Genomic DNA, 19574 nt, shown 5'->3' on the forward strand with positions numbered 1-19574 from the left:
GTTATCTCAGGCCAGACACATAAATTCAGGAAGCTTCACATGTTTGATGCCACTCGTCCTACCCACGCGCCCGCAGAGCACCCCAAGGTTAAAATGGGACGTGTCGGTGTCCTGCTGGCCAACTTGGGCACACCTGACGATTATAGCTATTGGCCCATGCGGCGTTATCTGAACGAATTTTTGTCGGATAAGCGCGTGATCGACTATCCAGCCTGGAAATGGCAGCCCATTCTGCAAAGCATCATCCTGACCAAACGCCCTTTCAGTTCGGGCGAAGCGTACAAGTCGATCTGGAATCACGACAAGGGTGAAAGCCCTTTGATGACGATCACCAAGGACCAGACCGCCAAGATACGCGAGGCGATGCACGAACGGTACGGCGATCAGGTCATTGTCGAATTCTGTATGCGCTACGGCAATCCTTCGACCCCTTCAAAGGTGCGCCAGATGGTGGAAGAAGGCTGTGATCGCATCCTTTTCTTCCCGCTCTACCCGCAATATGCCGGGGCTACGACCGCCACAGCGAATGATCAGTTCTTCCGTGCATTGATGAAAGAGGCCTGGCAGCCGGCCAGCCGGACTGTGCCGGCCTATTTCGATGAACCCTCTTATATCGACGCACTGGCAAGTTCGGTCGAGCGGGTCTATGCAGTGATGGAGACCAAACCGGATGTTCTCGTCTGCTCCTATCACGGCATGCCGGAACGCTATCTGCAGCAAGGTGATCCCTACCATTGCCAGTGCGTCAAAACCTCAAGACTTCTGAAAGAGCGTCTGGGTTGGTCAGATGACCAGCTTGTCTCAACCTTCCAATCGCGATTTGGGCCGGAAGAGTGGCTGAAACCCTACACCGTCGATCATGTGGCCGATCTTGCTCGGGCAGGTAAGAAAAATATCGCCGTTATCGCGCCTGCATTCTCTGCCGACTGCATCGAAACGCTGGAAGAGATCAACGAAGAGATCAAGGAAAGCTTCGAACATGCGGGTGGCGAATCGTTCACCTATATCCCGTGCCTCAACGATGATGATTCGCATATCGCGGCACTGAGCAAGGTGATCCAAGACAATTTGCGCGGCTGGTTGGAATGACGGCCCACTTAACCAAGCACAAAAAAAGGCGGTGGTTTGCACCACCGCCTTTTTAAATTGATAAAGTCTCGTCGACTTAGCTTGCTGCAACAGCTGCGGCAACTACAACCAGCAGGATCAGCGGCAGGATGATGCCCTGCGACGAACCTTGGGTTTCTTCGACAACAACAGGTGCTTCAACAACCGGCTCTTCCAGGTTGCCAGCATATGCGGTCGAAGCAGCAGCAGTCAGAGCAGCAGCGAGAACGAGTTTCTTCATATTAACCTCCAGAATTTGCGCGATTCCCAATAGCGAAACCGCACATCTAAGACTTACCTCGTGAGTTTTTCTAATCAGCTATCCCCATGGATTGCAATTGCAACTTACGTAAATGGCAGGTTCGTGCGCGAAAATGTCGTCAAATTAGCAACACTTGCGTGCCAACCTTGGCCATTGAGAACAACTCAGCGATATCTTCGTTGAACAAACCAATGCACCCGTTCGAAGACCGACGGCCGATTTTGCGTGTATCATGGGTGCCGTGAATGCGATAATATTTCCAACTCAGATATAAAGCGTGCGTTCCCAATGGGTTATCGGGCCCCGGCGGGATGTAATCAGGCCATTCGGGGTTGCGTTTTTTCATCGATGGCGTCGGTGACCAACTTGGACCCTCGACTTTGCGAATGACACTGGTGCGCCCACGACGGGTCAGTTCTTCGGTCAATGGCACTGACGAGGGGTACAGTTTGTATACGGATTGATCATCTGACCAATAATGCAGCGCTCGGGATACCGTATCGACTAGAATGGCCCCGTTTCTGGTATTGGAAAAGTAAGGCTGCCAATCCAACGCCCTGAATCCGGATACATTGCGTCGTACCTGAGGCTCAGGTTCGGGCGCAGGGCGCAACGGATCACCGGGAATGTATTGGGCTAACGCAGGCGAAGCCAAACTGGCGGTGGCAGCCGCCAGAAAGCCGCGACGCGTCGGAGACAAAAGAGTTTTCTTGACCATGTTGTGCGGTCCTTTGTTATGGGTAAATGCAATTTCTGTGATATTTTATGGCCAGAATGCTTCAGTCGCAAATCAAACCGGCAGAATCACGCAAGGTTGGACCTTTGAACGTTTGCTCTGGGCGCTCAGGCAGGCTATTTCCGTGGTCGACACTAAATTCAGGCCCATCATGACACGTATTCTTTCTCTTCTAGCGATTTGTTTAGTCGCACTTGCCGCATGTACTGATTCGGGTACGACAACTCTTGGTGCAGATGGCAGGCCATTGCCGAGCGTCTATAAAATCCGCGGCAACCCAGAGAAGTTGCAGTTCCGGATGCTGGATTCAGTAAACGCACTGCGGCAAGCCTCGGGTTTGCAGCAAGTTCAGTTGAACGCACAGCTGAACGCAGCCGCCGAGACTCACTCGAAGGACATGGCCCGCCAAAATCGGCCCTGGCATTTTGGGTCGGATGGGTCTTCCCCCCTGGATCGGGCTTCGCGGGTTGGGTATTATGGCACCTTCCTGGGCGAAGCGATCTCGGAGACCTATGAGACCGAGACGGAAACGCTAGCTGCTTGGATGCAGGAACCTGGATCGCGCGCGGTAATAATGGACCCTAAAGCCACACAGATGGGCTTTGCCTGGCATCAGGAAAAAGGCGGTAAAATCTGGTGGACATTGGAGATGGGCACCGGCGGCTGAGTATTCCGGTCGCAGGCCGAACGAACCTTTGACTGTCTATCACCCTTGCGAAACGAGCACCCTCGCAGACTTTTGCGAGGGTGCTGTCATTTCAGAGACGCTATTTTGGTCAAAATAATGAGTGAGCACAGAGGGCAATCCGAAAAAGGTGGTGGCGTTGGATAGCAACTTGCATTGGGTTTTAACGCTGCTTACTCGGCATCTGCTAAAGCGTGACATAGTTCACGGTGATATCCATCGTGTTCCTCTAAGCAATCCCAATGCGAATTAAGATACCCAGACAAAACAGAAAATGGATATCGCTGATTTTGTTCGGCGGAATCGCGACATTCCTGATGCTCGGCGGCGAGTTTACAGGTTCGCACGACGCATGTCGCCTAAAGTGCTTTACATTAACAATGCAGGAATGGGTGGATGAAGGACACAAAATCTATGTGATCGCCGGCCTCTACCTAGCCGCCATATTCAGTTTTCTTTGGGATCATCTTTAGTTGGACTGATCAGCCGTGTATTGCCCGCAAAAGGCGGCGCCAAAGATGATTACCTTGCCGTCGCTCAACGCATTCTTCGTTTCTTAGTACCTTAAGCCGCTTGCATCGACTGAGCTTCGGTCAGAATAGCATACAGCTTTACCGGATCAGGATTTGCCCGCAACTTCGCGCAGACCGATTGCTCACGCAATGTGCGCGAGACTAGCGCCAGCGCCTTCAGATGCTCGACCCCGGCTTCTTCAGGGGCAAACAGCGAAAACGCCAGATCAACAGGCTGACGGTCGACCGAGCCAAAGTCGATGGGTTTCTCGAGCATGACAAACACACCCGAGACCGATTCCAGTTCCGACAACCGAGCGTGTGGAAGCGCAACACCATGGCCAACGCCAGTCGGGCCAAGGCTCTCCCGCTCGAGCAAGCTTTCAACGATGGCCTGCGCATCCAGCCCAAGCGTCGCAGCACCTACGTCGCCAATTTCCTGAAACAATCGCTTCTTACTGGACGCAGCGGACAATACACGCACCGCTTCGGGCTTTAGAATACTCGAAAGCTCCATCAATCTGCTCCTAAGCCGTGCCCCCTCTGCGAGGGGGCGTTCCGACTATTCTTGCCTGTTACGGATCAATCCAGCCAATATTGCCGTCCTCACGACGATATACGACATTCAATCCGTCCTTGTTCTCATTCCGGAACACCAGCACCGGGGCACCGGCAAGTTCCATTTGCATAACAGCTTCCCCAACACTGAGCGATGGGATCTTGGTCTCCATCTCAGCCACAATCATTGGCTGCAGCGATTCGGGTTCATCCGCCGTGTTCGATTCGTCAGAGGCGAGGATATAAGAGGACGCGCCAAAGAGTTCAACCGGCTCGGATCGATCCTTATGGTGGTCTTTGAGGCGCCGTTTGTAACGCCGCAGTTGTGTCTCCATCTTGTCACAGCAGCCTTCAAACGCCGCATAAATCTCGGTTGCATGAGCCTTAGCCTGAGCGGTCAGGCCAGTCGACAGATGCACAGTGGTTTCGCATACATATTCATGCGCCGAACGGGAAAAGACGACGTTGGCGTCAGTCGGTCGCTGGGCGTATTTGCCCACGACCTCGCCCAGTTCGGTCTGCACGTGGGTCTGCAGCGCCGCACCGATGTCGATCTGTTTTCCGCTGATTTGGTAACGCATGTGATCTCCTTCACAATTCACACCCATTCTGACGCCGCGTAACGCGACTGACTTGTTTTTATCGGGTGGGGGGTATCGGCATTTTCTGCGGTTGCCGCTGATCCTGCCCTTCCAAGAAGGGACATCGAGATCCTGACTGGAACCGAAGCAATGCCATGTCCCAATTGATGCAAGGGACGACGGGAGAGTCAATCAAAACAGATGTGTTTATGCGAGATTTCCGCCATGCGCCCGGCGCATTTCCGCGTAATCTTATGAAATACGGAAGTTTTCGCCCAGATAGACCCGACGCACATTTTCGTTCTCCACCACCTCGTCTGGGGTGCCGGACATCAGAACTTGACCATCATGCAGAATGTAGGCGCGATCCACAATTTCCAGCGTTTCCCGGACGTTGTGATCCGTGATCAAAACCCCGATACCCCGTTTCTTCAGATCAGCCACCAAATGCCGGATATCACCGACACTGATCGGATCGACCCCTGCAAAGGGCTCGTCCAACAGCAAATAATTCGGATCGGCAGCCAAACAGCGCGCGATCTCAACCCGGCGCCGCTCTCCACCAGAGAGAGCAAGCGCTGGCGCGCGGCGCAGATGTTCGATCGAGAAATCCGATAACAGCTCTTCAAGCCGCTCTTTCCGGCGATGAGCGTGTTTGACCGTGATATCCAGAACCGAGGCGATATTGTCCTCGACACTCATACCGCGGAAAATTGACATTTCCTGTGGCAGATAACCAATACCCAACCGCGCACGGCGATACATTGGCAGAGTCGTGACGTTCTGCCCGTCAATGGTCACGGTACCTGCCTCGGGAAAAACCAGCCCTGCGACGGAATAGAACGTGGTGGTCTTGCCCGATCCATTCGGCCCCAGCAGCGCCACGACCTCAGATCGGTTCAGCTCCATAGACACGTCACGGATGACGGTCTTCTTGCGATAAGACTTGCGCAGCTTCTCGATTTTCAGACCGGAAGAGCCTTCAGCGATGGACAATTCGGGACGGTTCATCAGTTGCCACCTTGCTGCAGGATCGTCTTGACGCGCCCCGACATCGTTGCGGTTCCGGACGTCAGATTTGCGATCATCTGATCACCGCTGATAATGCTGGGCCCCTGAGTCAGCAGCACATTGCCCTTCATTTCGATCACACCGGAATCGATGGTGTATTCCGCCCAATCACCTTCGGCAGCGTCAGGTGGACTGACCAGAACGACATTTTCCGTCGCCTCCATCCGATCAATGGCCGAACGTTCTTCGTTATATATGACAAGAACGCGATCTGCGGTCAGGCGCATTTCACCCTGTATGACGATCACGTTGCCGATAAACTCGGCAGAGCCGTCTTCCTGATTTACGTTCAGAGTCTCGGACGTGACTTCAACCGGCAGGGTCGGGTCAGCGTTGACCGATCCAAATGCCACCTGAGCCTCCTGCGCAAATGCAGGCGTGGCCCCAACTGCGATGGCACAACACAAAACGGCGACACGTAAATCGAACACAAGTTATCTTTCTGCTTTTTGCGGCTCGTATATCAGCTTCACGCCGCCTGTAAAAAGAATATGGACCGGACCGTCCTTTTTTACAGTCCCAAAAATCATTCGCCCTGCGGTAAAGTCGCCAATCGGACCCGTTCCGTCAATCTGACCTGGGCTGTCGCCGCGGATTTCATCCAAAGATGTATTCAAAAGATCAGTCGTTACCTGAATACCATCCGCCGTCGTGATGACTACATCGCCCACAAATGTCGCGGTGCCCTTGTCTGGCCGGATCATGCCTGTATTCGATTCAAGTGTAATCTCGCCACCGCTGCTCAACTCAAATCGCCCCTGAACCTCAGACGCCGTTGGGGTTTCTAGTTCACCGCTTTGGCTGGCACGACGAGCCTCGACCCGAATCCCTTCGCCCTTGCGGGTTACACCTTTGTAGTCGGGGCGGGTAACGACCTGATCTGTCAGTCGCTCTCCAATATCCTGATCACTGAAGGGCACCGACACATTGGTGTCGATGCTGCGGGACAGCAAAAACACAGAGGACAATATAAGAATCGCCGCCAGTGGTAGCAGAACTTTCAGAAACTGCACCCAACGGGAATGGCGATCCACTTCGGCCATTTCCCTAACCCAGCCCCACACGTAGACAATCGTGGATATGCAACAGCCCCGATGTCGGACCATTGGTCTCGGGATCCACCACAAAAAGAGAAGTGATCTTGCGATCATTCATGATCGCAACCGCCTCTTCTGCCATTGCGTTTGGCGCGATGGTTAGAGGATTTTCGGTCATTACCTCGGTGGTGTTTTTGTTCAGTAGCCCGTCCATGTTCCGACGCAGGTCACCATCCGTGATAATGCCCAGCAAACATCCGGCCTCATCAGTAACGCCAACGACCCCAAAGCTCATCTGGCTCATAACCAGCAGTGCCTCGCTCATCGGAGTACCGGCAGTTACCAGAGGCATATCTTTGTGCATCAAATCGCGCACGGTAGATAATTGCGCCCCCAGTTTGCCTCCTGGGTGGTAGGCACGAAAATCCTCAGGCCTGAAATCGCGGTATTTCATCAGCGCAATCGCCAGCGCATCGCCCATCGCCAGTGTCAGAGTGGTCGAGATCGAGGGAACCATACCAAATCCGCAGGCTTCTCCCATCGATGGAATAAGCAGGTGCACGTCAGCCTGCTTCATCAACGTGCTTTCGGGCTTGCTGGACAGACCAATCAGCGGAATTCCAAAACGCCTCGTAAAGGCCAGCAGATTGGCAAGTTCCGGCGCTTCACCTGAGTTCGAGATAGCCAGAACCACATCCCCTTTCGAGACCATGCCCAAATCACCATGGCTGGCCTCGGCCGGGTGGACGAAATAGGCTGGCGTACCGGTACTAGCCAAGGTCGCCGCGATCTTGTGGCCGATATGCCCGGATTTACCGATACCGCTAATGATGATGCGGCCTGTGGCCTGCAGGATCAGCTGCACAGCTTCGGCAAAATGCTCGTCCAAGCCTTCGGCAAGGACGTCCAAGGCACGGGCCTCATCGGTGATGACCTGGCGTGCAGTTTTCAAAAAGGACTCAATATCGGTCATGAGTGCGCAAAAATATCGGTTTCGGGCCAGCCTGCGAGGTCAAGCTTCGCACGCGTCGGGAGGAACTCAAAACAGGCCTGTGCCATCTCGGTACGGTCTTCACGGGCAAGCCGACCGTCCAGCGCATCGCGCAGGCGGTGCAGATACAATACATCCGATGCAGCATAGTCCAGCTGAGCATCGGTCAGGGTGTCCGCACCCCAATCGCTCATTTGCTGCTGTTTCGAGATATCGACACCCAGTAATTCCTGACACAGGTTCTTCAGGCCATGGCGGTCGGTGTAGGTGCGCACCAACCGGCTGGCGATCTTAGTGCAATAGACCGGCGCTGCAAGCGCACCGAACGCATGATACATGGCTGCAATATCGAAGCGGCCAAAATGGAACAGCTTCAACACATTGGGGTCTTCAAGCATCGCACAGAGGTTCGGAGCTGATGATTGACCCTTTTCGACCTGAACGATGTGACAGTTTCCATCCCCACCCGACATCTGGATGACACACAGCCGGTCCCGGTGCGGGTTCAGCCCCATGGTTTCGCAATCGATGGCCACGACCGGGCCCATATCCAACCCTCCGGGCAGATCGTTTTTATAGAGGTAATTCGCCACGCCGACTTCCTTTGTGCGGTCTCGACCCCGAGATAGGAGGTTTCGCAGCCAAACTCAACGTCCTCGGCACGCGCGCGGCGACAGCGTCGCGACTATCTTGACAATATCCCTATGGGGGGGATAAGGATACGCCATGACATCCCATACTCATAATTCTCACCTGCAGATCACCGCGCGCCTGAAACGCGCGCACGGGCATTTGGCCAAGGTGATCACCATGCTCGAAGATGAAGCCCCCTGCGCTGACATCGCTCAGCAGCTTTTTGCGGTGGAGAAAGCTATCACAAACGCAAAGCGCGTGCTGATCCATGATCATGTTGATCACTGCCTGTCTGGTGAAGCGGATCAGACTGCCATCGAAGACTTCAAAACCATAACCAAGTACCTCTGACCAATGCTCAGCGTCCTGACAAATCGCACCTATCGGCATCTGCTCGCTGCCCAGATTGTGGCCCTGACAGGCACCGGTCTGGCGACAGTGGCGCTGGGGCTTTTAGCATTTGATCTGGCCGGAGATTCAGCAGGGTTGGTTCTAGGCACCGCGCTAACCATAAAGATGGTAGCCTATGTCACTGTGGCTCCTCTTGCCGCAGCCTTTGCCGAACGTTTGGACCGGCGTAGAATGCTTGTGGCATTGGACATCGTGCGCGCAATCGTCGCTCTGTGTTTGCCATTCGTCACTGAAATTTGGCAGGTCTATGTGCTGATCTTCGTCCTGCAATCGGCTTCTGCCGGGTTCACTCCGGCCTTTCAGGCGACGATTCCCGACGTTCTGACAAACGAACAGGACTATACCAAAGCCCTGTCTCTGTCGCGTCTGGCATACGATCTGGAAAGTCTTCTAAGCCCGATACTGGCCGCCGCACTCTTATTGATCGTCAGTTTCGACAGTCTGTTCCTGGGCACAAGCATAGGCTTTGTCGCTTCCGCCCTGCTTGTGGTGTCTGCAACACTGCCTTCCCCAAAACCGAAAAAACCACGCGGCATCTATGACCGAACCACCCGTGGTATCAGAATATACCTCAACACCCCCCGCTTACGTGGCCTGTTGGCTCTGAGCTGGAGCGCAGCGGCCCTCAGTTCGATGGTGATCGTTAATACCGTGGTGATCGTGCGTGGTGATCTCGACTTGTCTGAAAGCGCTGTTGCCATTGCACTGGCCGGTTTTGGTGGTGGTTCAATGTTGGCCGCGTTCGCGCTGCCACGCCTGCTGGATCGGATCCCTGATCGGCGTGTCATGCTGAGTGGTGCCGCAATGGCAACCGGAACCATGGCGGTGGCTGCTATTCTGACCGCTACCATACCGATGACTCTAAGCGTGCTGACTGCGATCTGGATACTGGTTGGCTTTGGATATTCCAGCACACTGACACCATCGGGCCGCCTGCTGACCCGATCTGCACATCCCGAAGATCGCCCGGCAGTCTTCGCCGCTCAATTCACACTGTCTCATGCCTGCTGGTTGGTGCTGTATCCCTTAGCCGGGTCGCTGATGACCTGGTTTGGTTCGACGGTCGCCATGGCCGGGATGGCCACCGCTGCCGTTTTGGGCCTTATCTTCGTGATGAGGGTTTGGCCTCGCACCGACGCAAAATCTGTGGTCCACAACCATCCGGAACTGCCGCCGGATCATCCGCATCTCGCTGGACCCAAACCGCATGCCCATCCGATCATCATTGACGAGTTGCACCCTCGCATTCCTCATGAACCTTGAGCTTTGCCCGGCATCTACCTTAAACCCGGACACACCTGCCTCATCCCGGAGACCGCATGGACCAGCTTGACCGACGCATCATCGCCGCTCTCCAACACAACGCGCGCGACTCGACTACGCGCATCGCGGCAATGCTGGGTGTTGCCCGGACAACTGTGCATGAACGCATTAATCGCATGGAAGAGCGAGGTGTCATTGCTGGTTACTCCGTCGTGCTGCGAGAAAACGAAGACACTCCGAAGGTACAGATCGTTGTGCTGCTAGAAGTGCAGCAAAAGGAAACCACGCGCATCATCAAACGGCTTGAAGCCTATCCCGAGGTGAAGCTGTGCTTGTCGATCAATGGTGAGTTTGACCTGTTGCTGTCAGCCGAAGCCCCACGAATCGAGGACCTTGATATTCTGGTTGACGAGCTCGCGCGCATCCCCGGTGTTTTGCGCACTAACACCAGCGTTGTTTTCGGCCGTAAGATTGATCGAAACTGAGATGCGCTAACCCTCTGTAAACAGATAATTGGCTAGCTTGAGAGGGACTGACCAGAATCCCGGACCGGCAGAATGCCAATTCATAAACTTCTCATTGCTGCGCTTTTGGCGCATGTCTTTCTAGCCCACACCGGACATGCAACATCGACAGCCGCGCTGTGCGATCACGCCGCGCGCCGCGCAGCTCAGGCCGAGGGCGTTCCTCTTGACGTCCTCAGGGCAATTGCTCGGGTCGAAACAGGCCGTACGCTGGACGGTAGACTGGAACCTTGGCCCTGGACCGTCAATCGCGAGGGGCAAGGCTATTGGTTCGCCTCTGAGGTCGAAGCAAAATCTTACGTGTTCGACATCTTCAAATCCGGCACTCGCAATTTTGATGTGGGATGCTTCCAGATTAATTACCGCTGGCACGGCAAGGCCTTTCGCTCGATCGATGCAATGTTCGATCCGGACGAAAACGCCGCTTACGCAGCTCGATTTCTGTCCCAGCTCTATGCGGAGCTTGGATCATGGCCTGCCGCTGCCGGGGCCTACCATTCGCGGACCCACCAGCGCGCAGCGGCGTATTCAGACCGCTTTCAGACTGTATTGGCGCAATTGAACGGATCGCCCCTAGTCAGTCGACGCGATCCATTCACAGCTGCGGCAGCTCCGCTCATACCCTTGAGCGCACATCCGGCCGAACAGAAAGCGCTGGGGTCTCTGGTGCCCGATACCACCACTGGCACCGCCTTCATTACGTTTAACTAGGAGCAGGCCGTGCCCCGTATCGATCCCCGCACCTTGTTCTCTCCGACCATTCTGCTGGCATTAGCGTTGATGGCGGTCATCGTCATGATGATCCTGCCAATGCCCGCCTGGGTGCTGGATGTGGGGTTGGCCGCCTCATTTGCTCTGGCGATCCTAATCTTCACCCTGACCCTGTTCATCGAACGGCCTCTGGATTTTTCATCCTTCCCGACGATCCTGCTGGCCTCACTGATGCTGCGTTTGTCGCTGAACGTGTCCTCGACCAAGCTGATTATTGGGCAGGGGCATACTGGCACCAATGCGGCTGGCGACGTGATCGAGGGCTTTGCCCAATTCGTCATGAGCGGCAGCATATTTTTGGGGCTGGTGGTGTTTGGCGTGCTTCTGATCGTGAACTTCATGGTCATTACCAAGGGTGCGGCGCGCATGGCCGAAGTCGGCGCTCGGTTCGCACTGGACGGAATGCCCGGCAAACAGCTTGCCATCGACAGCGACATGTCCGCCGGAGCTATCGACCACCAGCAAGCCAAAGAACGGCGTGAACGCGAACAACAGGAAACCACCTTTTTCGGCTCGCTCGACGGGGCGTCAAAATTCGTCAAAGGTGACGCCATCGCCGGGCTGCTGATCACGCTGCTTAACCTCGTGATGGGGCTGGTCATGGGTGTTATCGTGCATGGGATGCCAGTCACATCGGCCTTTGAGACCTATGCCATCCTGACTGTTGGCGATGGGTTGGTCTCGCAGATTCCAGCGGTGATCATATCGATCGCCTCGGCTTTGCTGCTGGCGCGCGGCGGTACGCAAGGCGCGACTGACAACGCGATATTCTCGCAGCTTGGACGCCACCCGGCAGCGTTGGGGACGGTTGCAGTTCTGATGGCTCTGTTTGCGTTGGTTCCCGGCTTACCGTTTCTGCCCTTTATTTTGGGGGCGGGGGTTCTAGGCTATGCCGCATACTCCGGTATCCGGAAACGAAGCGAAGAAGCCGAGACCGAACCGCAAGTGGTCGATGCTGACACACCGGTCTCGCAAGCCATCGGAGACATCCTGGACCTTGATGATGTACATCTTGAATTCGCACCCGACCTGGTCAGCATGGTGTTGAATCCTGGTACCGGCCTTGATGCACGGATCGCCAATATGCGGACCTATGTCGCATCGAGCTTTGGCCTGATCCTGCCCGAGATACGTCTGACCGACCGCGCGGACCTGCCGACGGGCACCTATGTGATCAAAGTGCAGGGGGTCGAACAGGCTCGTGGTGTTCTAAACTCTGAACTTGTGCTTGCTCTGGTGCAAGAAGGGCACGATTTTCTACCCGACGGCACGGACGTGACTGAACCCGTTTATGGGGCTCCTGCACGCTGGATATTACCCAAAGATCAGGAGGTCGCAGCACTCAATGGGGCCACAATCGTCACCCCCCCGGAAATCCTTGCGACCCATCTGCTTGAGATCATCAAACAGAATTTCTCACGCTTGCTGACCCTGAAATCCCTACGCCGCCTGTTGTCCGAGATGACGCGGCTCAGCGATCCGACTCGGGCAGAGGCCAACCGCAAGCTGCTGGACGAACTGATCCCCGACAAAGTGCCAATCGACACACTGCATGCAGTCCTGCGGCTGTTGCTTGATGAGCGGGTCTCGATCCGCAACTTGGCACTGATCCTTGAAAGCGTGGCCGAAGCGCGCCTGACCACAACTCAGCCCGCAGGGATTTGCGAATTGGTTAGACAGCGGTTGGGTTTTCAGTTGGTCTCTGACATGAAGCGCGAGGACGGATCGATCCCATTGATCCAGCTAGCGCCCGAGTGGGAGGACACTTTCGCCACCTACCAGATCGACGCCCCAAATGCCGGGTTGGATGTGGCACTGCCACCAAATCTGTTCAACAAGCTCGCTGATGGGGTCGTCAATAGCGTTGCACAATCTGCCGACCACGGGTTGTTCCCAGCTGTTGTCACCTCGACCCGGCGCCGCCGACTACTGAGAACCATCATGCAAGCACGCGGCGTTGCAAACCCTGTTCTGTCTTTTGAAGAAATCGGGCTGGAGGCGCGGCCGGCCTTGGTTGGAACGGTACCCGCGTGAGTTCAGCCCCGGCAGAACTTTTGCCGCTTGTTGGGCAAAACCTGTGGCATCTGTTCGCCGTGTTTCTTCGCGTATCTGCCATGGTTTCACTGTTACCCGCATTCGGTGAGCGCAGTATTCCGACGCGGGTAAAACTTGGGGTCGCGGTCGTATTCACGCTGATTATCGTACCTGCGATCCCTTCCGCGGAAATAGTCCCGGATTTGCCCAACATGGCAGGATTGATCGGCATTGAAATCCTGATTGGCCTTATGCTCGGCATCGGGTTGCGCTTGTTTGTGCTTGCCCTGCAAACAGCTGGGTCGATTGCGGCGCAAGCTACGTCACTGTCGCAGATTCTGGGCGGCGCAGCTACCGAGCCCGTCCCGGCCATGGGTTATCTGCTGACATTGGCCGGGTTGGCGCTGGCAATGTTGCTGGGCCTGCATATACGCGCCGCACAATTCATGATTAACAGTTACATGCTATTCCCCATGGGGGTCCTGCCAGCGGCACCCGACTTTTCACCTTGGGGCATCATACAAATTGCGCGCAGCTTTGGGTTGGCTTTCGCGTTGGCAATGCCATTTGTCGTTGCATCGCTGATCTACAACCTCACCCTCGGTGTGATCAACCGGGCAATGCCGCAACTCATGGTCGCGTTTGTTGGTGCACCGGCAATTACATTCGCGGGCTTGTTCCTACTGTTCGCAGGGGTCCCATTTATCCTGTCAACCTGGTCTGACACGTTGTTCGACTTTCTTCAAAACCCGCTGCGAGGTCTGCGATGAGCGCATCAGAGGACGACAGCGACAAGTCATTTGAGGCCACACCACAAAAGCTTGAAAAAGCCCGCAAAAAGGGTGAAATCGCAAAATCCAATGACCTGTCGGTGGTCGCCGCATATGCTGGTTTGCTTGCCGCACTATTGGTCGCAGGCCCGTATATGGCTGAACAACTTGGTAATCTGTTATTAGTGCTGATCGACCAGTCAGACCAATTCGCAGGTTTGGTGACCGTCGGTCCAGCCACCTCCACAGTCGCCGGTATTTTGAAATCGACACTATCCCCGATCGCAGTGTTGTTCGTTTTGCCAGCTGCCGCAGTATTGCTCAGCCTCATTGCACAGCGCGCACTAATTTTTGCTCCAGACAAATTGAAACCACGCATTTCACGGATTTCGATCATTTCAAATGCAAAGAACAAATTTGGCCGGGGTGGCCTTTTCGAATTTGCCAAAAGCTTTGTGAAATTGTTGATCTACGGCACTTGCGTAGCCCTGTTTTTACGCGCCAATTTGCCTGAGATTCTAACAGCGAGCGCGACGCCCGCACGATCCTCAATCTTATTGATGATAAGTTTGCTCACACGTTTTCTGTTCATCGTCATCACGATTGCATTGGCGATCGGTGTTGTCGATTATCTGTGGCAGCATGCAGAACACCTGCGCAAAAACAGAATGTCGCGCAAGGAAATCCAGGACGAGACCAAAGATTCCGAAGGTGATCCGCATATCAAACAACAACGGCGCCAGCGCGCACAGGACATTGCAACCAATCAGATGATGGCAAAGGTTCCCAAAGCCGATGTTGTGATCGTCAACCCGACCCATTTTGCCGTTGCTTTGAAGTGGTCTCGCGCGACCGGCAGCGCACCGGTCTGCGTTGCAAAAGGTGTTGACGAAATCGCTGCGACCATTCGCTCAACCGCCGGGGCGGCAGGCGTGCCTATTCACTCTGACCCGCCGACTGCGAGGGCGATACACGCCACGGTCCAGATCGGACAGGAGATTACCGAAGAATATTATCGCCCGGTCGCTGCAGCTATTCGGTTTGCCGAATCCATGCGCAAAAAGGCAAAGGGCCAGGTCTGATGAAACGAGATCACATAGAAAGTCTATCGAGTGTGGCCGAAGCGGTATTTCAGCGAGAACACCAAAAGCTTGGCCCTTTGCTGCAACATGAGGCCAAGGTACTTCGGCAATTGTCCCTCCTTCAGGCTCAATCGGTCGAAGTGAAGTCTGAGAACTCACTGACCAAGGGCTATCAGATTACCGGAGCGGACCTCGTTTGGCACAGTTGGGAAGAATCCACACGACGAGATCTGAATATCGAGTTAGCAAAACTACGTTCGCAAAAACTTGCTGCGATAGACAGCTTGCGCGACGCGTTTGGGCGAAAGCAGGCCGTCGCAGAGCTGACACATCGGCTGCAAGAGCACAGGCGGCGCTAACTCAAAACAGTGTATCGGCAAGGGGGAGCTTGGACAGTCTCCAAGCAATGCTGTTTAGGTATCCTGACGGCTAACGCTCATAATCAGAACCTGCGATACATCCTGCCCCAGATCCTTTTTAGCCACTTCCAACAATGCCGTACGCAATGCAGCAAGGTTGTCAGAGTGTGTAAAGGCCCCGTCGAAGCCGCCAGTATTGGCGTGATCAAAAAGGACCTGCAGGAAACGGTCTCTCAATTTGGGCTCGATCTCGTAAAACGCCTCGGCCATCCCGGGACGCACTTCAAGGCTAAGAGACATGGTGACCAATGCTGAAATCTCGTCCTCGGCAACTACAGGGACCACGAATTGTTTGGTGAGTTTCAGATACTCATGAGTTGCTGGCGCATCATCTTTTCCGGGTTCGGATTTCATATCCCTTCCCTTTTTGGTTTTATTTTCAACCTCAGCATTATCAGTAATTTTCTCTGCGGGCGCGAATGCCATCCTTGCCCCGATGCCCATGGCCAAGCCCACCACCAGAAAAACAATTGGCAACAGTTTCCCCATAAACCTAACCCTCAGAACGGCAACAAAGTGTCCAGGATTTGCTGGCCATAGCGTGGCTGCTGCACATCCGTAATCTGACCCCGGCCACCATAAGAGACACGCGCAGAAGCGATTTTGTCATAAGTGATTTCATTCTGGCGCGAGATATCTTCGGGGCGGACATAGCCCGATACCAGCAGTTCACGAAGTTCAAAATTCACCCGCAGTTCCTGCGAGCCCGAGATCGAGAGCACCCCGTTAGGGAGTACGTCGGTAACTGTTGCCGCCACCCGCAAGGTCAGCTTTTCTTTGCGTTTGACCGACCCCTTGCCTTTGCTGACGGAAGCCGAGTCAATCGACACAGCCTCATCAAGTGACGCCCCTTCTGGCAGCCGTTCGCCCGCGCGCTGGGGCAACCCAAACAGATCGGGGACGGCAAGGCTTTCCGATCCGGCGCGTGAGCGGTTGGTATCGTTGGATATCTCCGCCTTTTCATCCAATTCGATCACGACGGTCAGAATGTCACCCTTTTTCATTGCCCGCTGATCCCCCAGCAGCGAATGCTGTCCACCGCTCCACAACGAGGATTGGTCGACCGTGCGCCGCGGCTGGCTATGCAAGGGAAGCCCCGGCCACAGCATCGCGACATGCTCGGGCGATTCAGTGTTTGGCGTTAGGCTCGGCGGTTTACCCAGATGGTCCAGACGGCCGCAGGCCGAGACACTTAGAACGACAAACAACAGGGATTTAGAAAGGCTTGGCATTAATTGACCTCGATTTGACCATCCGGGCGGATAACGCCCTCTACAGTGGTGCGGGACGCCAGGTTCATAACGCGAATGCGCTCTCCGACTGCACCCCGACCCAAGGCACGACCTTCAGCGGTGATTGACAGCGCGACGTGATCGAAAACCAGCGTGACCAGATCGTTTCGGTCCACGACGGCAGGCGGGCCGATATCACCGGGGCGAATTGGACGTCCGGGATAAAGCGCAACACGTGCCTCCTGACCGACCAACATCTCAGTGTTGCGAACCGCTCCTTTGACCTCGATAGCTTTGATCTCCAGATCAGATGCAACGATCACCTCTTTGGCGCGGATCGTCCGGATCGGTACGACAATCTCGGCCATGCTTGCGTATGGCGTCAGACACAGGATCAGGATCAGAAACCGCATCACCGCACCTGCGTGGTTGCGCCCATCATCTGATCGACGGCGGAAATAACCTTGGCGTTCATCTCGTAACCGCGCTGGGCTTCGATCAGCTCCGTAACTTCACGCACCGCGTCGACCGAACTGTCCTCAAGATAGCCCTGCCGCAGGGTTCCCAGCCCGTCCTCGCCCGGCGTCCCGACAACCGGAGCGCCCGAGGCTTCAGTCTCCTTGAAAAGATTACTGCCTACGGCCTCAAGACCTTTGGCGTTCGAAAAGCTGGCCAGTGTAAATTCTCCCAACAACTGGCCCTCAGCGGTATCGTCAAAATAGGCATAGACCTCGCCTGCGGCGTTGATCGAGATCGATCTGGCATCGTCTGGAATGGTGACTTCTGGGGCGACTGCGAACCCGTCGGATGTTACAATCAGCCCCTCGGCTGATCGTTTCAGACTGCCGTCACGGGTAAAGGCAGACTGGCCATTGGGCAATGTCACCTCAAGATAACCGCGCCCCTCGATTGCGACATCCAGATCACTGCCGGTTGCCGAAAGCCCGCCTTGTTCCAACTGCACCGTGACCGCGGCAGGCCGTACGCCCAACCCCAGTTGGATTCCCGTCGGAAGAACCGTCCCGTCAGAGGCATTCACGGCACCGGCACGCGCCATCTGTTGATAATGTAAGTCGGCAAACTCGGCCCGACGCGTGTTGTAGCCCGTTGTATTCATGTTCGCGAGGTTGTTCGAGATCGTCTCGACCCGCATTTGCTGTGCGGTCATGCCTGTTGCCGCTATTTTCAAAGCACGCATTTGAATTTCTCCTTCAGGTGATCAGCGCATCAGCGCTTTGAGCGCCCCACGAACGCGTTCGTCCTCGGCCTCGAGAAAGCTCTGCCCAAGTTCATACGCCCGTTGAACCTCGATCATTCGTGTGACTTGACCGATGGCATTGACGTTTGAGCCTTCGAGAAAGCGGTGCAGCACAATCGGTTCATCGACCAGATCAATCTGCCCAGCGGGTCGAAAATGTGTTTTACCCTCGCGCACCAGATTTTCTGGGTTCGCAACATTATAGACCCCGATCTGACCCAACAGTTGTCCGTTGGCACTTAGAGTACCGTCGCTGCCAACATCGATCGTTGCGGTATCCGGCGGAACAAAGACCGGCGCGCCATTGCTATCCAAAACGCGATATCCATCCATTGTTAGCAAGTCGCCCTCGACGCCTGGAGAGAAACTGCCTGCCCGGGTCAGACGATTTCCCGCTGGTGTTTCGATCATGAAGAACCCATCGCCTTCGACGGCGAAATCAAACGAGCCACCCGTTTCGGTCAGAACGCCTTGTTGCAACGAGGTGTTTCGCACCTGGGCGCGGCTGAGCGACAGCGAAGGATGGCCTGGCAAATCCCGAACAAACTCTGAAAACACCAATCCTTGCTGGCGATAACCGGTCGTGTTGGCATTGGCGATGTTGTTGGCGACCAACCGCATCTCGTTCATTAGGCCAGATTGGCGGGATAGTGTGACATAGGCGGTGTCCATCAGCGGCCTCCGGCGATAAGCGGGATCAGCGTCCCGATGAAGAAGGTGACAAGGGTCTGGGTCATGAACCCCATCGACATCCAAAAAACGACGACGATGGCGATCAGTTTGGGCACGAAGGTCAGCGTCATCTCCTGCACCGAGGTCAGCGCTTGGAACAGACCCACGGTAAGGCCCGAAATCAGCGCCACGGCCAAAATCGGAACCGACGTGATGACCGCAACCCAGAGCGCCTGACGGACAATATCGTAGAACAGACCTTCGCTCAGCATAGTTCAGACCGGCATCCGCAGGATTTCCTGATAGGCTTCAACGACTTTGTTTCGAACGATCACAGCCGTTTCCACCGCAAGTTCGGTTTGTGCCAATGCCTGAACCAAAGCGTGCGGATCGGCCTGCCCTACCATCGAAGATTGCGCCACCTGCTCGCTGTGTTTCAGCGTTGCGGCAAAATCCTGAAACGTGGCGCGCAAGCCTTGTGCGGCTCCTTGATGATCGGGATCGGCCTGCGTTGCGGGACGCGCGCCAGCATAGTTCTGCGCGGCTGTAACTGAGCGGATATCCATTCTGGGTTTCCTTTATTTACGGAGAAGGTCCATCAAACTCGACGACATCTGCCGGGTTTGATCGAACATCTTGAGATTGGCTTCGTAGCTGCGTTGCGCCTCACGGGCGTCGGCGATCTCGATCATCAAATCGACGTTGGAGCCGCGGTAGTAGCCGGTTGCATCCGCCATTGGATGGCTGGGATCGTAGATTTGGGTTAGATCGCGGCGATCGAGTTTGACCCGCCCGGTCCGCACCATTTCTTTGCCATTACTCTCGACCGTCTCAAACGGGACTGTTTTGCGCCGATAACCCGGCGTATCCGCGTTCGAAATGTTTTCAGAGACGTGACGCAGCCGTGCAGCTTGCGCCCGCAGGGCGCTCGCCGACGCACTCAGGGAATGGGAAAAGTCGCTCAT

27 protein-coding genes are annotated in these 19574 nt (G+C 55.2%); 10 read left to right on the forward strand and 17 right to left on the reverse strand.

Annotated elements, in window-relative coordinates; all coding sequences use genetic code 11:
• Positions 1-39: 39 nt before the first annotated feature.
• Positions 40-1089, forward strand: coding sequence for a ferrochelatase (gene hemH, locus ACR0DU_RS19935; protein WP_480876980.1), 1050 nt, complete (start codon positions 40-42; stop codon positions 1087-1089).
• A gap of 76 nt (positions 1090-1165) precedes the next feature.
• Here hemH and ACR0DU_RS19940 read toward each other — a convergent pair whose 3' ends face one another.
• Both ACR0DU_RS19940 and ACR0DU_RS19945 read right to left on the reverse strand, forming a co-directional pair.
• Entirely contained in the window at positions 1166-1348 is a 183-nt protein-coding gene (locus ACR0DU_RS19940) for a hypothetical protein (RefSeq protein ID WP_010442520.1), read from the reverse strand.
• A gap of 139 nt (positions 1349-1487) precedes the next feature.
• Positions 1488-2087 carry a L,D-transpeptidase gene (locus ACR0DU_RS19945; RefSeq protein WP_010442519.1) on the reverse strand — a complete coding sequence of 200 codons (600 nt, stop codon included), beginning with the start codon at positions 2085-2087 and terminating at the stop codon, positions 1488-1490.
• 169 nt (positions 2088-2256) lie between these two features.
• On the opposite strand from ACR0DU_RS19945, the gene dalA reads away from it, so the two are divergent.
• Entirely contained in the window at positions 2257-2772 is a 516-nt protein-coding gene (gene dalA, locus ACR0DU_RS19950; protein ID WP_029622094.1) for a divisome-associated lipoprotein DalA, read from the forward strand.
• A 582-nt stretch (positions 2773-3354) separates the two neighbouring features.
• On the opposite strand, the gene ACR0DU_RS19955 is transcribed toward dalA, so the two are convergent.
• The 7 genes from ACR0DU_RS19955 to ACR0DU_RS19985 form a co-directional block, all read right to left on the reverse strand.
• The gene (locus tag ACR0DU_RS19955; RefSeq protein WP_170473601.1) at positions 3355-3819 is read right to left on the reverse strand and encodes a PTS sugar transporter subunit IIA; all 465 of its coding nucleotides are present in this window, start codon (positions 3817-3819) and stop codon (positions 3355-3357) included.
• Positions 3820-3877: 58 nt separating this feature from the next.
• On the reverse strand, positions 3878-4441 hold the full coding sequence (gene hpf, locus ACR0DU_RS19960) for a ribosome hibernation-promoting factor, HPF/YfiA family (RefSeq protein WP_010442515.1): 564 nt from the start codon (positions 4439-4441) through the stop codon (positions 3878-3880).
• 252 nt (positions 4442-4693) lie between these two features.
• Positions 4694-5452 carry an LPS export ABC transporter ATP-binding protein gene (gene lptB / locus ACR0DU_RS19965; RefSeq protein ID WP_170473598.1) on the reverse strand — a complete coding sequence of 253 codons (759 nt, stop codon included), beginning with the start codon at positions 5450-5452 and terminating at the stop codon, positions 4694-4696.
• Positions 5452-5943 (reverse strand): LptA/OstA family protein, encoded by a 492-nt coding sequence (locus ACR0DU_RS19970; RefSeq protein ID WP_010442513.1) that lies wholly within the window; start codon positions 5941-5943, stop codon positions 5452-5454. The genes lptB and ACR0DU_RS19970 overlap by 1 nt, the downstream gene beginning before the upstream one ends.
• A 3-nt stretch (positions 5944-5946) precedes the next feature.
• Positions 5947-6555: an LPS export ABC transporter periplasmic protein LptC gene (locus tag ACR0DU_RS19975; protein ID WP_170546741.1), complete on the reverse strand. Its 609-nt coding sequence runs from the start codon at positions 6553-6555 to the stop codon at positions 5947-5949.
• Between the two features lie 4 nt (positions 6556-6559).
• Positions 6560-7522 (reverse strand): KpsF/GutQ family sugar-phosphate isomerase, encoded by a 963-nt coding sequence (locus ACR0DU_RS19980; protein ID WP_480876986.1) that lies wholly within the window; start codon positions 7520-7522, stop codon positions 6560-6562.
• Complete coding sequence (locus tag ACR0DU_RS19985; protein ID WP_480876989.1) at positions 7519-8133, reverse strand: ribonuclease D; 615 nt, start codon at positions 8131-8133, stop codon at positions 7519-7521. The genes ACR0DU_RS19980 and ACR0DU_RS19985 overlap by 4 nt, the downstream gene beginning before the upstream one ends.
• 133 nt (positions 8134-8266) lie before the next feature.
• On the opposite strand from ACR0DU_RS19985, the gene ACR0DU_RS19990 reads away from it, so the two are divergent.
• From ACR0DU_RS19990 to ACR0DU_RS20025, 8 genes are all read left to right on the forward strand, one after another.
• On the forward strand, positions 8267-8524 hold the full coding sequence (locus ACR0DU_RS19990; protein WP_480457625.1) for a metal-sensing transcriptional repressor: 258 nt from the start codon (positions 8267-8269) through the stop codon (positions 8522-8524).
• A 3-nt stretch (positions 8525-8527) separates the two neighbouring features.
• Entirely contained in the window at positions 8528-9847 is a 1320-nt protein-coding gene (locus ACR0DU_RS19995; RefSeq protein WP_480876992.1) for an MFS transporter, read from the forward strand.
• Between the two features lie 56 nt (positions 9848-9903).
• Positions 9904-10332, forward strand: coding sequence for an Lrp/AsnC family transcriptional regulator (locus ACR0DU_RS20000; RefSeq protein WP_170473559.1), 429 nt, complete (start codon positions 9904-9906; stop codon positions 10330-10332).
• 72 nt (positions 10333-10404) lie between these two features.
• Positions 10405-11082 (forward strand): lytic transglycosylase domain-containing protein, encoded by a 678-nt coding sequence (locus ACR0DU_RS20005; RefSeq protein ID WP_480876996.1) that lies wholly within the window; start codon positions 10405-10407, stop codon positions 11080-11082.
• 69 nt (positions 11083-11151) lie between these two features.
• A complete protein-coding gene (gene flhA / locus ACR0DU_RS20010; protein WP_480877123.1) occupies positions 11152-13176 on the forward strand; it encodes a flagellar biosynthesis protein FlhA in 2025 nt (674 codons plus the stop codon).
• Positions 13173-13946 carry a flagellar biosynthetic protein FliR gene (locus ACR0DU_RS20015; RefSeq protein ID WP_480876998.1) on the forward strand — a complete coding sequence of 258 codons (774 nt, stop codon included), beginning with the start codon at positions 13173-13175 and terminating at the stop codon, positions 13944-13946. Before flhA ends, ACR0DU_RS20015 begins: the two co-directional genes overlap by 4 nt.
• Positions 13943-15028, forward strand: a complete 1086-nt coding sequence (gene flhB / locus ACR0DU_RS20020) for a flagellar type III secretion system protein FlhB (RefSeq protein WP_480877001.1) — start codon at positions 13943-13945, stop codon at positions 15026-15028. Before ACR0DU_RS20015 ends, flhB begins: the two co-directional genes overlap by 4 nt.
• Entirely contained in the window at positions 15028-15387 is a 360-nt protein-coding gene (locus tag ACR0DU_RS20025) for a hypothetical protein (RefSeq protein ID WP_480877004.1), read from the forward strand. The genes flhB and ACR0DU_RS20025 overlap by 1 nt, the downstream gene beginning before the upstream one ends.
• A gap of 54 nt (positions 15388-15441) precedes the next feature.
• On the opposite strand, the gene ACR0DU_RS20030 is transcribed toward ACR0DU_RS20025, so the two are convergent.
• The 8 genes from ACR0DU_RS20030 to flgC form a co-directional block, all read right to left on the reverse strand.
• Positions 15442-15801 carry a flagellar basal body-associated FliL family protein gene (locus tag ACR0DU_RS20030; protein WP_480877007.1) on the reverse strand — a complete coding sequence of 120 codons (360 nt, stop codon included), beginning with the start codon at positions 15799-15801 and terminating at the stop codon, positions 15442-15444.
• Between the two features lie 146 nt (positions 15802-15947).
• Positions 15948-16679 carry a flagellar basal body L-ring protein FlgH gene (flgH, locus tag ACR0DU_RS20035; RefSeq protein ID WP_010442500.1) on the reverse strand — a complete coding sequence of 244 codons (732 nt, stop codon included), beginning with the start codon at positions 16677-16679 and terminating at the stop codon, positions 15948-15950.
• Positions 16679-17092 carry a flagellar basal body P-ring formation chaperone FlgA gene (gene flgA / locus ACR0DU_RS20040; RefSeq protein ID WP_260023689.1) on the reverse strand — a complete coding sequence of 138 codons (414 nt, stop codon included), beginning with the start codon at positions 17090-17092 and terminating at the stop codon, positions 16679-16681. Before flgA ends, flgH begins: the two co-directional genes overlap by 1 nt.
• Positions 17092-17877: a flagellar basal-body rod protein FlgG gene (flgG, locus tag ACR0DU_RS20045; RefSeq protein WP_480715903.1), complete on the reverse strand. Its 786-nt coding sequence runs from the start codon at positions 17875-17877 to the stop codon at positions 17092-17094. Before flgG ends, flgA begins: the two co-directional genes overlap by 1 nt.
• A gap of 21 nt (positions 17878-17898) precedes the next feature.
• On the reverse strand, positions 17899-18609 hold the full coding sequence (locus ACR0DU_RS20050) for a flagellar hook-basal body complex protein (RefSeq protein WP_480877012.1): 711 nt from the start codon (positions 18607-18609) through the stop codon (positions 17899-17901).
• The gene (locus ACR0DU_RS20055) at positions 18609-18881 is read right to left on the reverse strand and encodes a flagellar biosynthetic protein FliQ (RefSeq protein ID WP_010442496.1); all 273 of its coding nucleotides are present in this window, start codon (positions 18879-18881) and stop codon (positions 18609-18611) included. The genes ACR0DU_RS20050 and ACR0DU_RS20055 overlap by 1 nt, the downstream gene beginning before the upstream one ends.
• Positions 18882-18884: 3 nt before the next feature.
• Positions 18885-19175: a flagellar hook-basal body complex protein FliE gene (gene fliE, locus ACR0DU_RS20060; RefSeq protein ID WP_480715901.1), complete on the reverse strand. Its 291-nt coding sequence runs from the start codon at positions 19173-19175 to the stop codon at positions 18885-18887.
• Between the two features lie 12 nt (positions 19176-19187).
• Complete coding sequence (gene flgC / locus ACR0DU_RS20065) at positions 19188-19574, reverse strand: flagellar basal body rod protein FlgC (RefSeq protein ID WP_480877017.1); 387 nt, start codon at positions 19572-19574, stop codon at positions 19188-19190.

This window comes from Ruegeria sp. G2 (assembly GCF_056533505.1).

Coding starts and splice junctions, on each gene's coding strand:
- lptB (WP_170473598.1), bottom strand. CDS start 5,452: ATGAACCGTCCCGAATTGTCCATCGCTGAAGGCTCTTCCGGTCTGAAA.
- fliE (WP_480715901.1), bottom strand. CDS start 19,175: ATGGATATCCGCTCAGTTACAGCCGCGCAGAACTATGCTGGCGCGCGT.
- ACR0DU_RS19940 (WP_010442520.1), bottom strand. CDS start 1,348: ATGAAGAAACTCGTTCTCGCTGCTGCTCTGACTGCTGCTGCTTCGACC.
- dalA (WP_029622094.1), top strand. CDS start 2,257: ATGACACGTATTCTTTCTCTTCTAGCGATTTGTTTAGTCGCACTTGCC.
- ACR0DU_RS19995 (WP_480876992.1), top strand. CDS start 8,528: ATGCTCAGCGTCCTGACAAATCGCACCTATCGGCATCTGCTCGCTGCC.
- flgH (WP_010442500.1), bottom strand. CDS start 16,679: ATGCCAAGCCTTTCTAAATCCCTGTTGTTTGTCGTTCTAAGTGTCTCG.
- hpf (WP_010442515.1), bottom strand. CDS start 4,441: ATGCGTTACCAAATCAGCGGAAAACAGATCGACATCGGTGCGGCGCTG.
- ACR0DU_RS19975 (WP_170546741.1), bottom strand. CDS start 6,555: ATGGCCGAAGTGGATCGCCATTCCCGTTGGGTGCAGTTTCTGAAAGTT.
- ACR0DU_RS19990 (WP_480457625.1), top strand. CDS start 8,267: ATGACATCCCATACTCATAATTCTCACCTGCAGATCACCGCGCGCCTG.
- flgC (WP_480877017.1), bottom strand. CDS start 19,574: ATGAGCGACTTTTCCCATTCCCTGAGTGCGTCGGCGAGCGCCCTGCGG.
- ACR0DU_RS19980 (WP_480876986.1), bottom strand. CDS start 7,522: ATGACCGATATTGAGTCCTTTTTGAAAACTGCACGCCAGGTCATCACC.
- ACR0DU_RS20005 (WP_480876996.1), top strand. CDS start 10,405: ATGCCAATTCATAAACTTCTCATTGCTGCGCTTTTGGCGCATGTCTTT.
- ACR0DU_RS20025 (WP_480877004.1), top strand. CDS start 15,028: ATGAAACGAGATCACATAGAAAGTCTATCGAGTGTGGCCGAAGCGGTA.
- ACR0DU_RS20055 (WP_010442496.1), bottom strand. CDS start 18,881: ATGCTGAGCGAAGGTCTGTTCTACGATATTGTCCGTCAGGCGCTCTGG.
- flgA (WP_260023689.1), bottom strand. CDS start 17,092: ATGCGGTTTCTGATCCTGATCCTGTGTCTGACGCCATACGCAAGCATG.
- ACR0DU_RS19955 (WP_170473601.1), bottom strand. CDS start 3,819: ATGGAGCTTTCGAGTATTCTAAAGCCCGAAGCGGTGCGTGTATTGTCC.
- flhA (WP_480877123.1), top strand. CDS start 11,152: ATGGCGGTCATCGTCATGATGATCCTGCCAATGCCCGCCTGGGTGCTG.
- ACR0DU_RS20000 (WP_170473559.1), top strand. CDS start 9,904: ATGGACCAGCTTGACCGACGCATCATCGCCGCTCTCCAACACAACGCG.
- flhB (WP_480877001.1), top strand. CDS start 13,943: ATGAGCGCATCAGAGGACGACAGCGACAAGTCATTTGAGGCCACACCA.
- hemH (WP_480876980.1), top strand. CDS start 40: ATGTTTGATGCCACTCGTCCTACCCACGCGCCCGCAGAGCACCCCAAG.
- ACR0DU_RS19945 (WP_010442519.1), bottom strand. CDS start 2,087: ATGGTCAAGAAAACTCTTTTGTCTCCGACGCGTCGCGGCTTTCTGGCG.
- flgG (WP_480715903.1), bottom strand. CDS start 17,877: ATGCGTGCTTTGAAAATAGCGGCAACAGGCATGACCGCACAGCAAATG.
- ACR0DU_RS20050 (WP_480877012.1), bottom strand. CDS start 18,609: ATGGACACCGCCTATGTCACACTATCCCGCCAATCTGGCCTAATGAAC.
- ACR0DU_RS20030 (WP_480877007.1), bottom strand. CDS start 15,801: ATGAAATCCGAACCCGGAAAAGATGATGCGCCAGCAACTCATGAGTAT.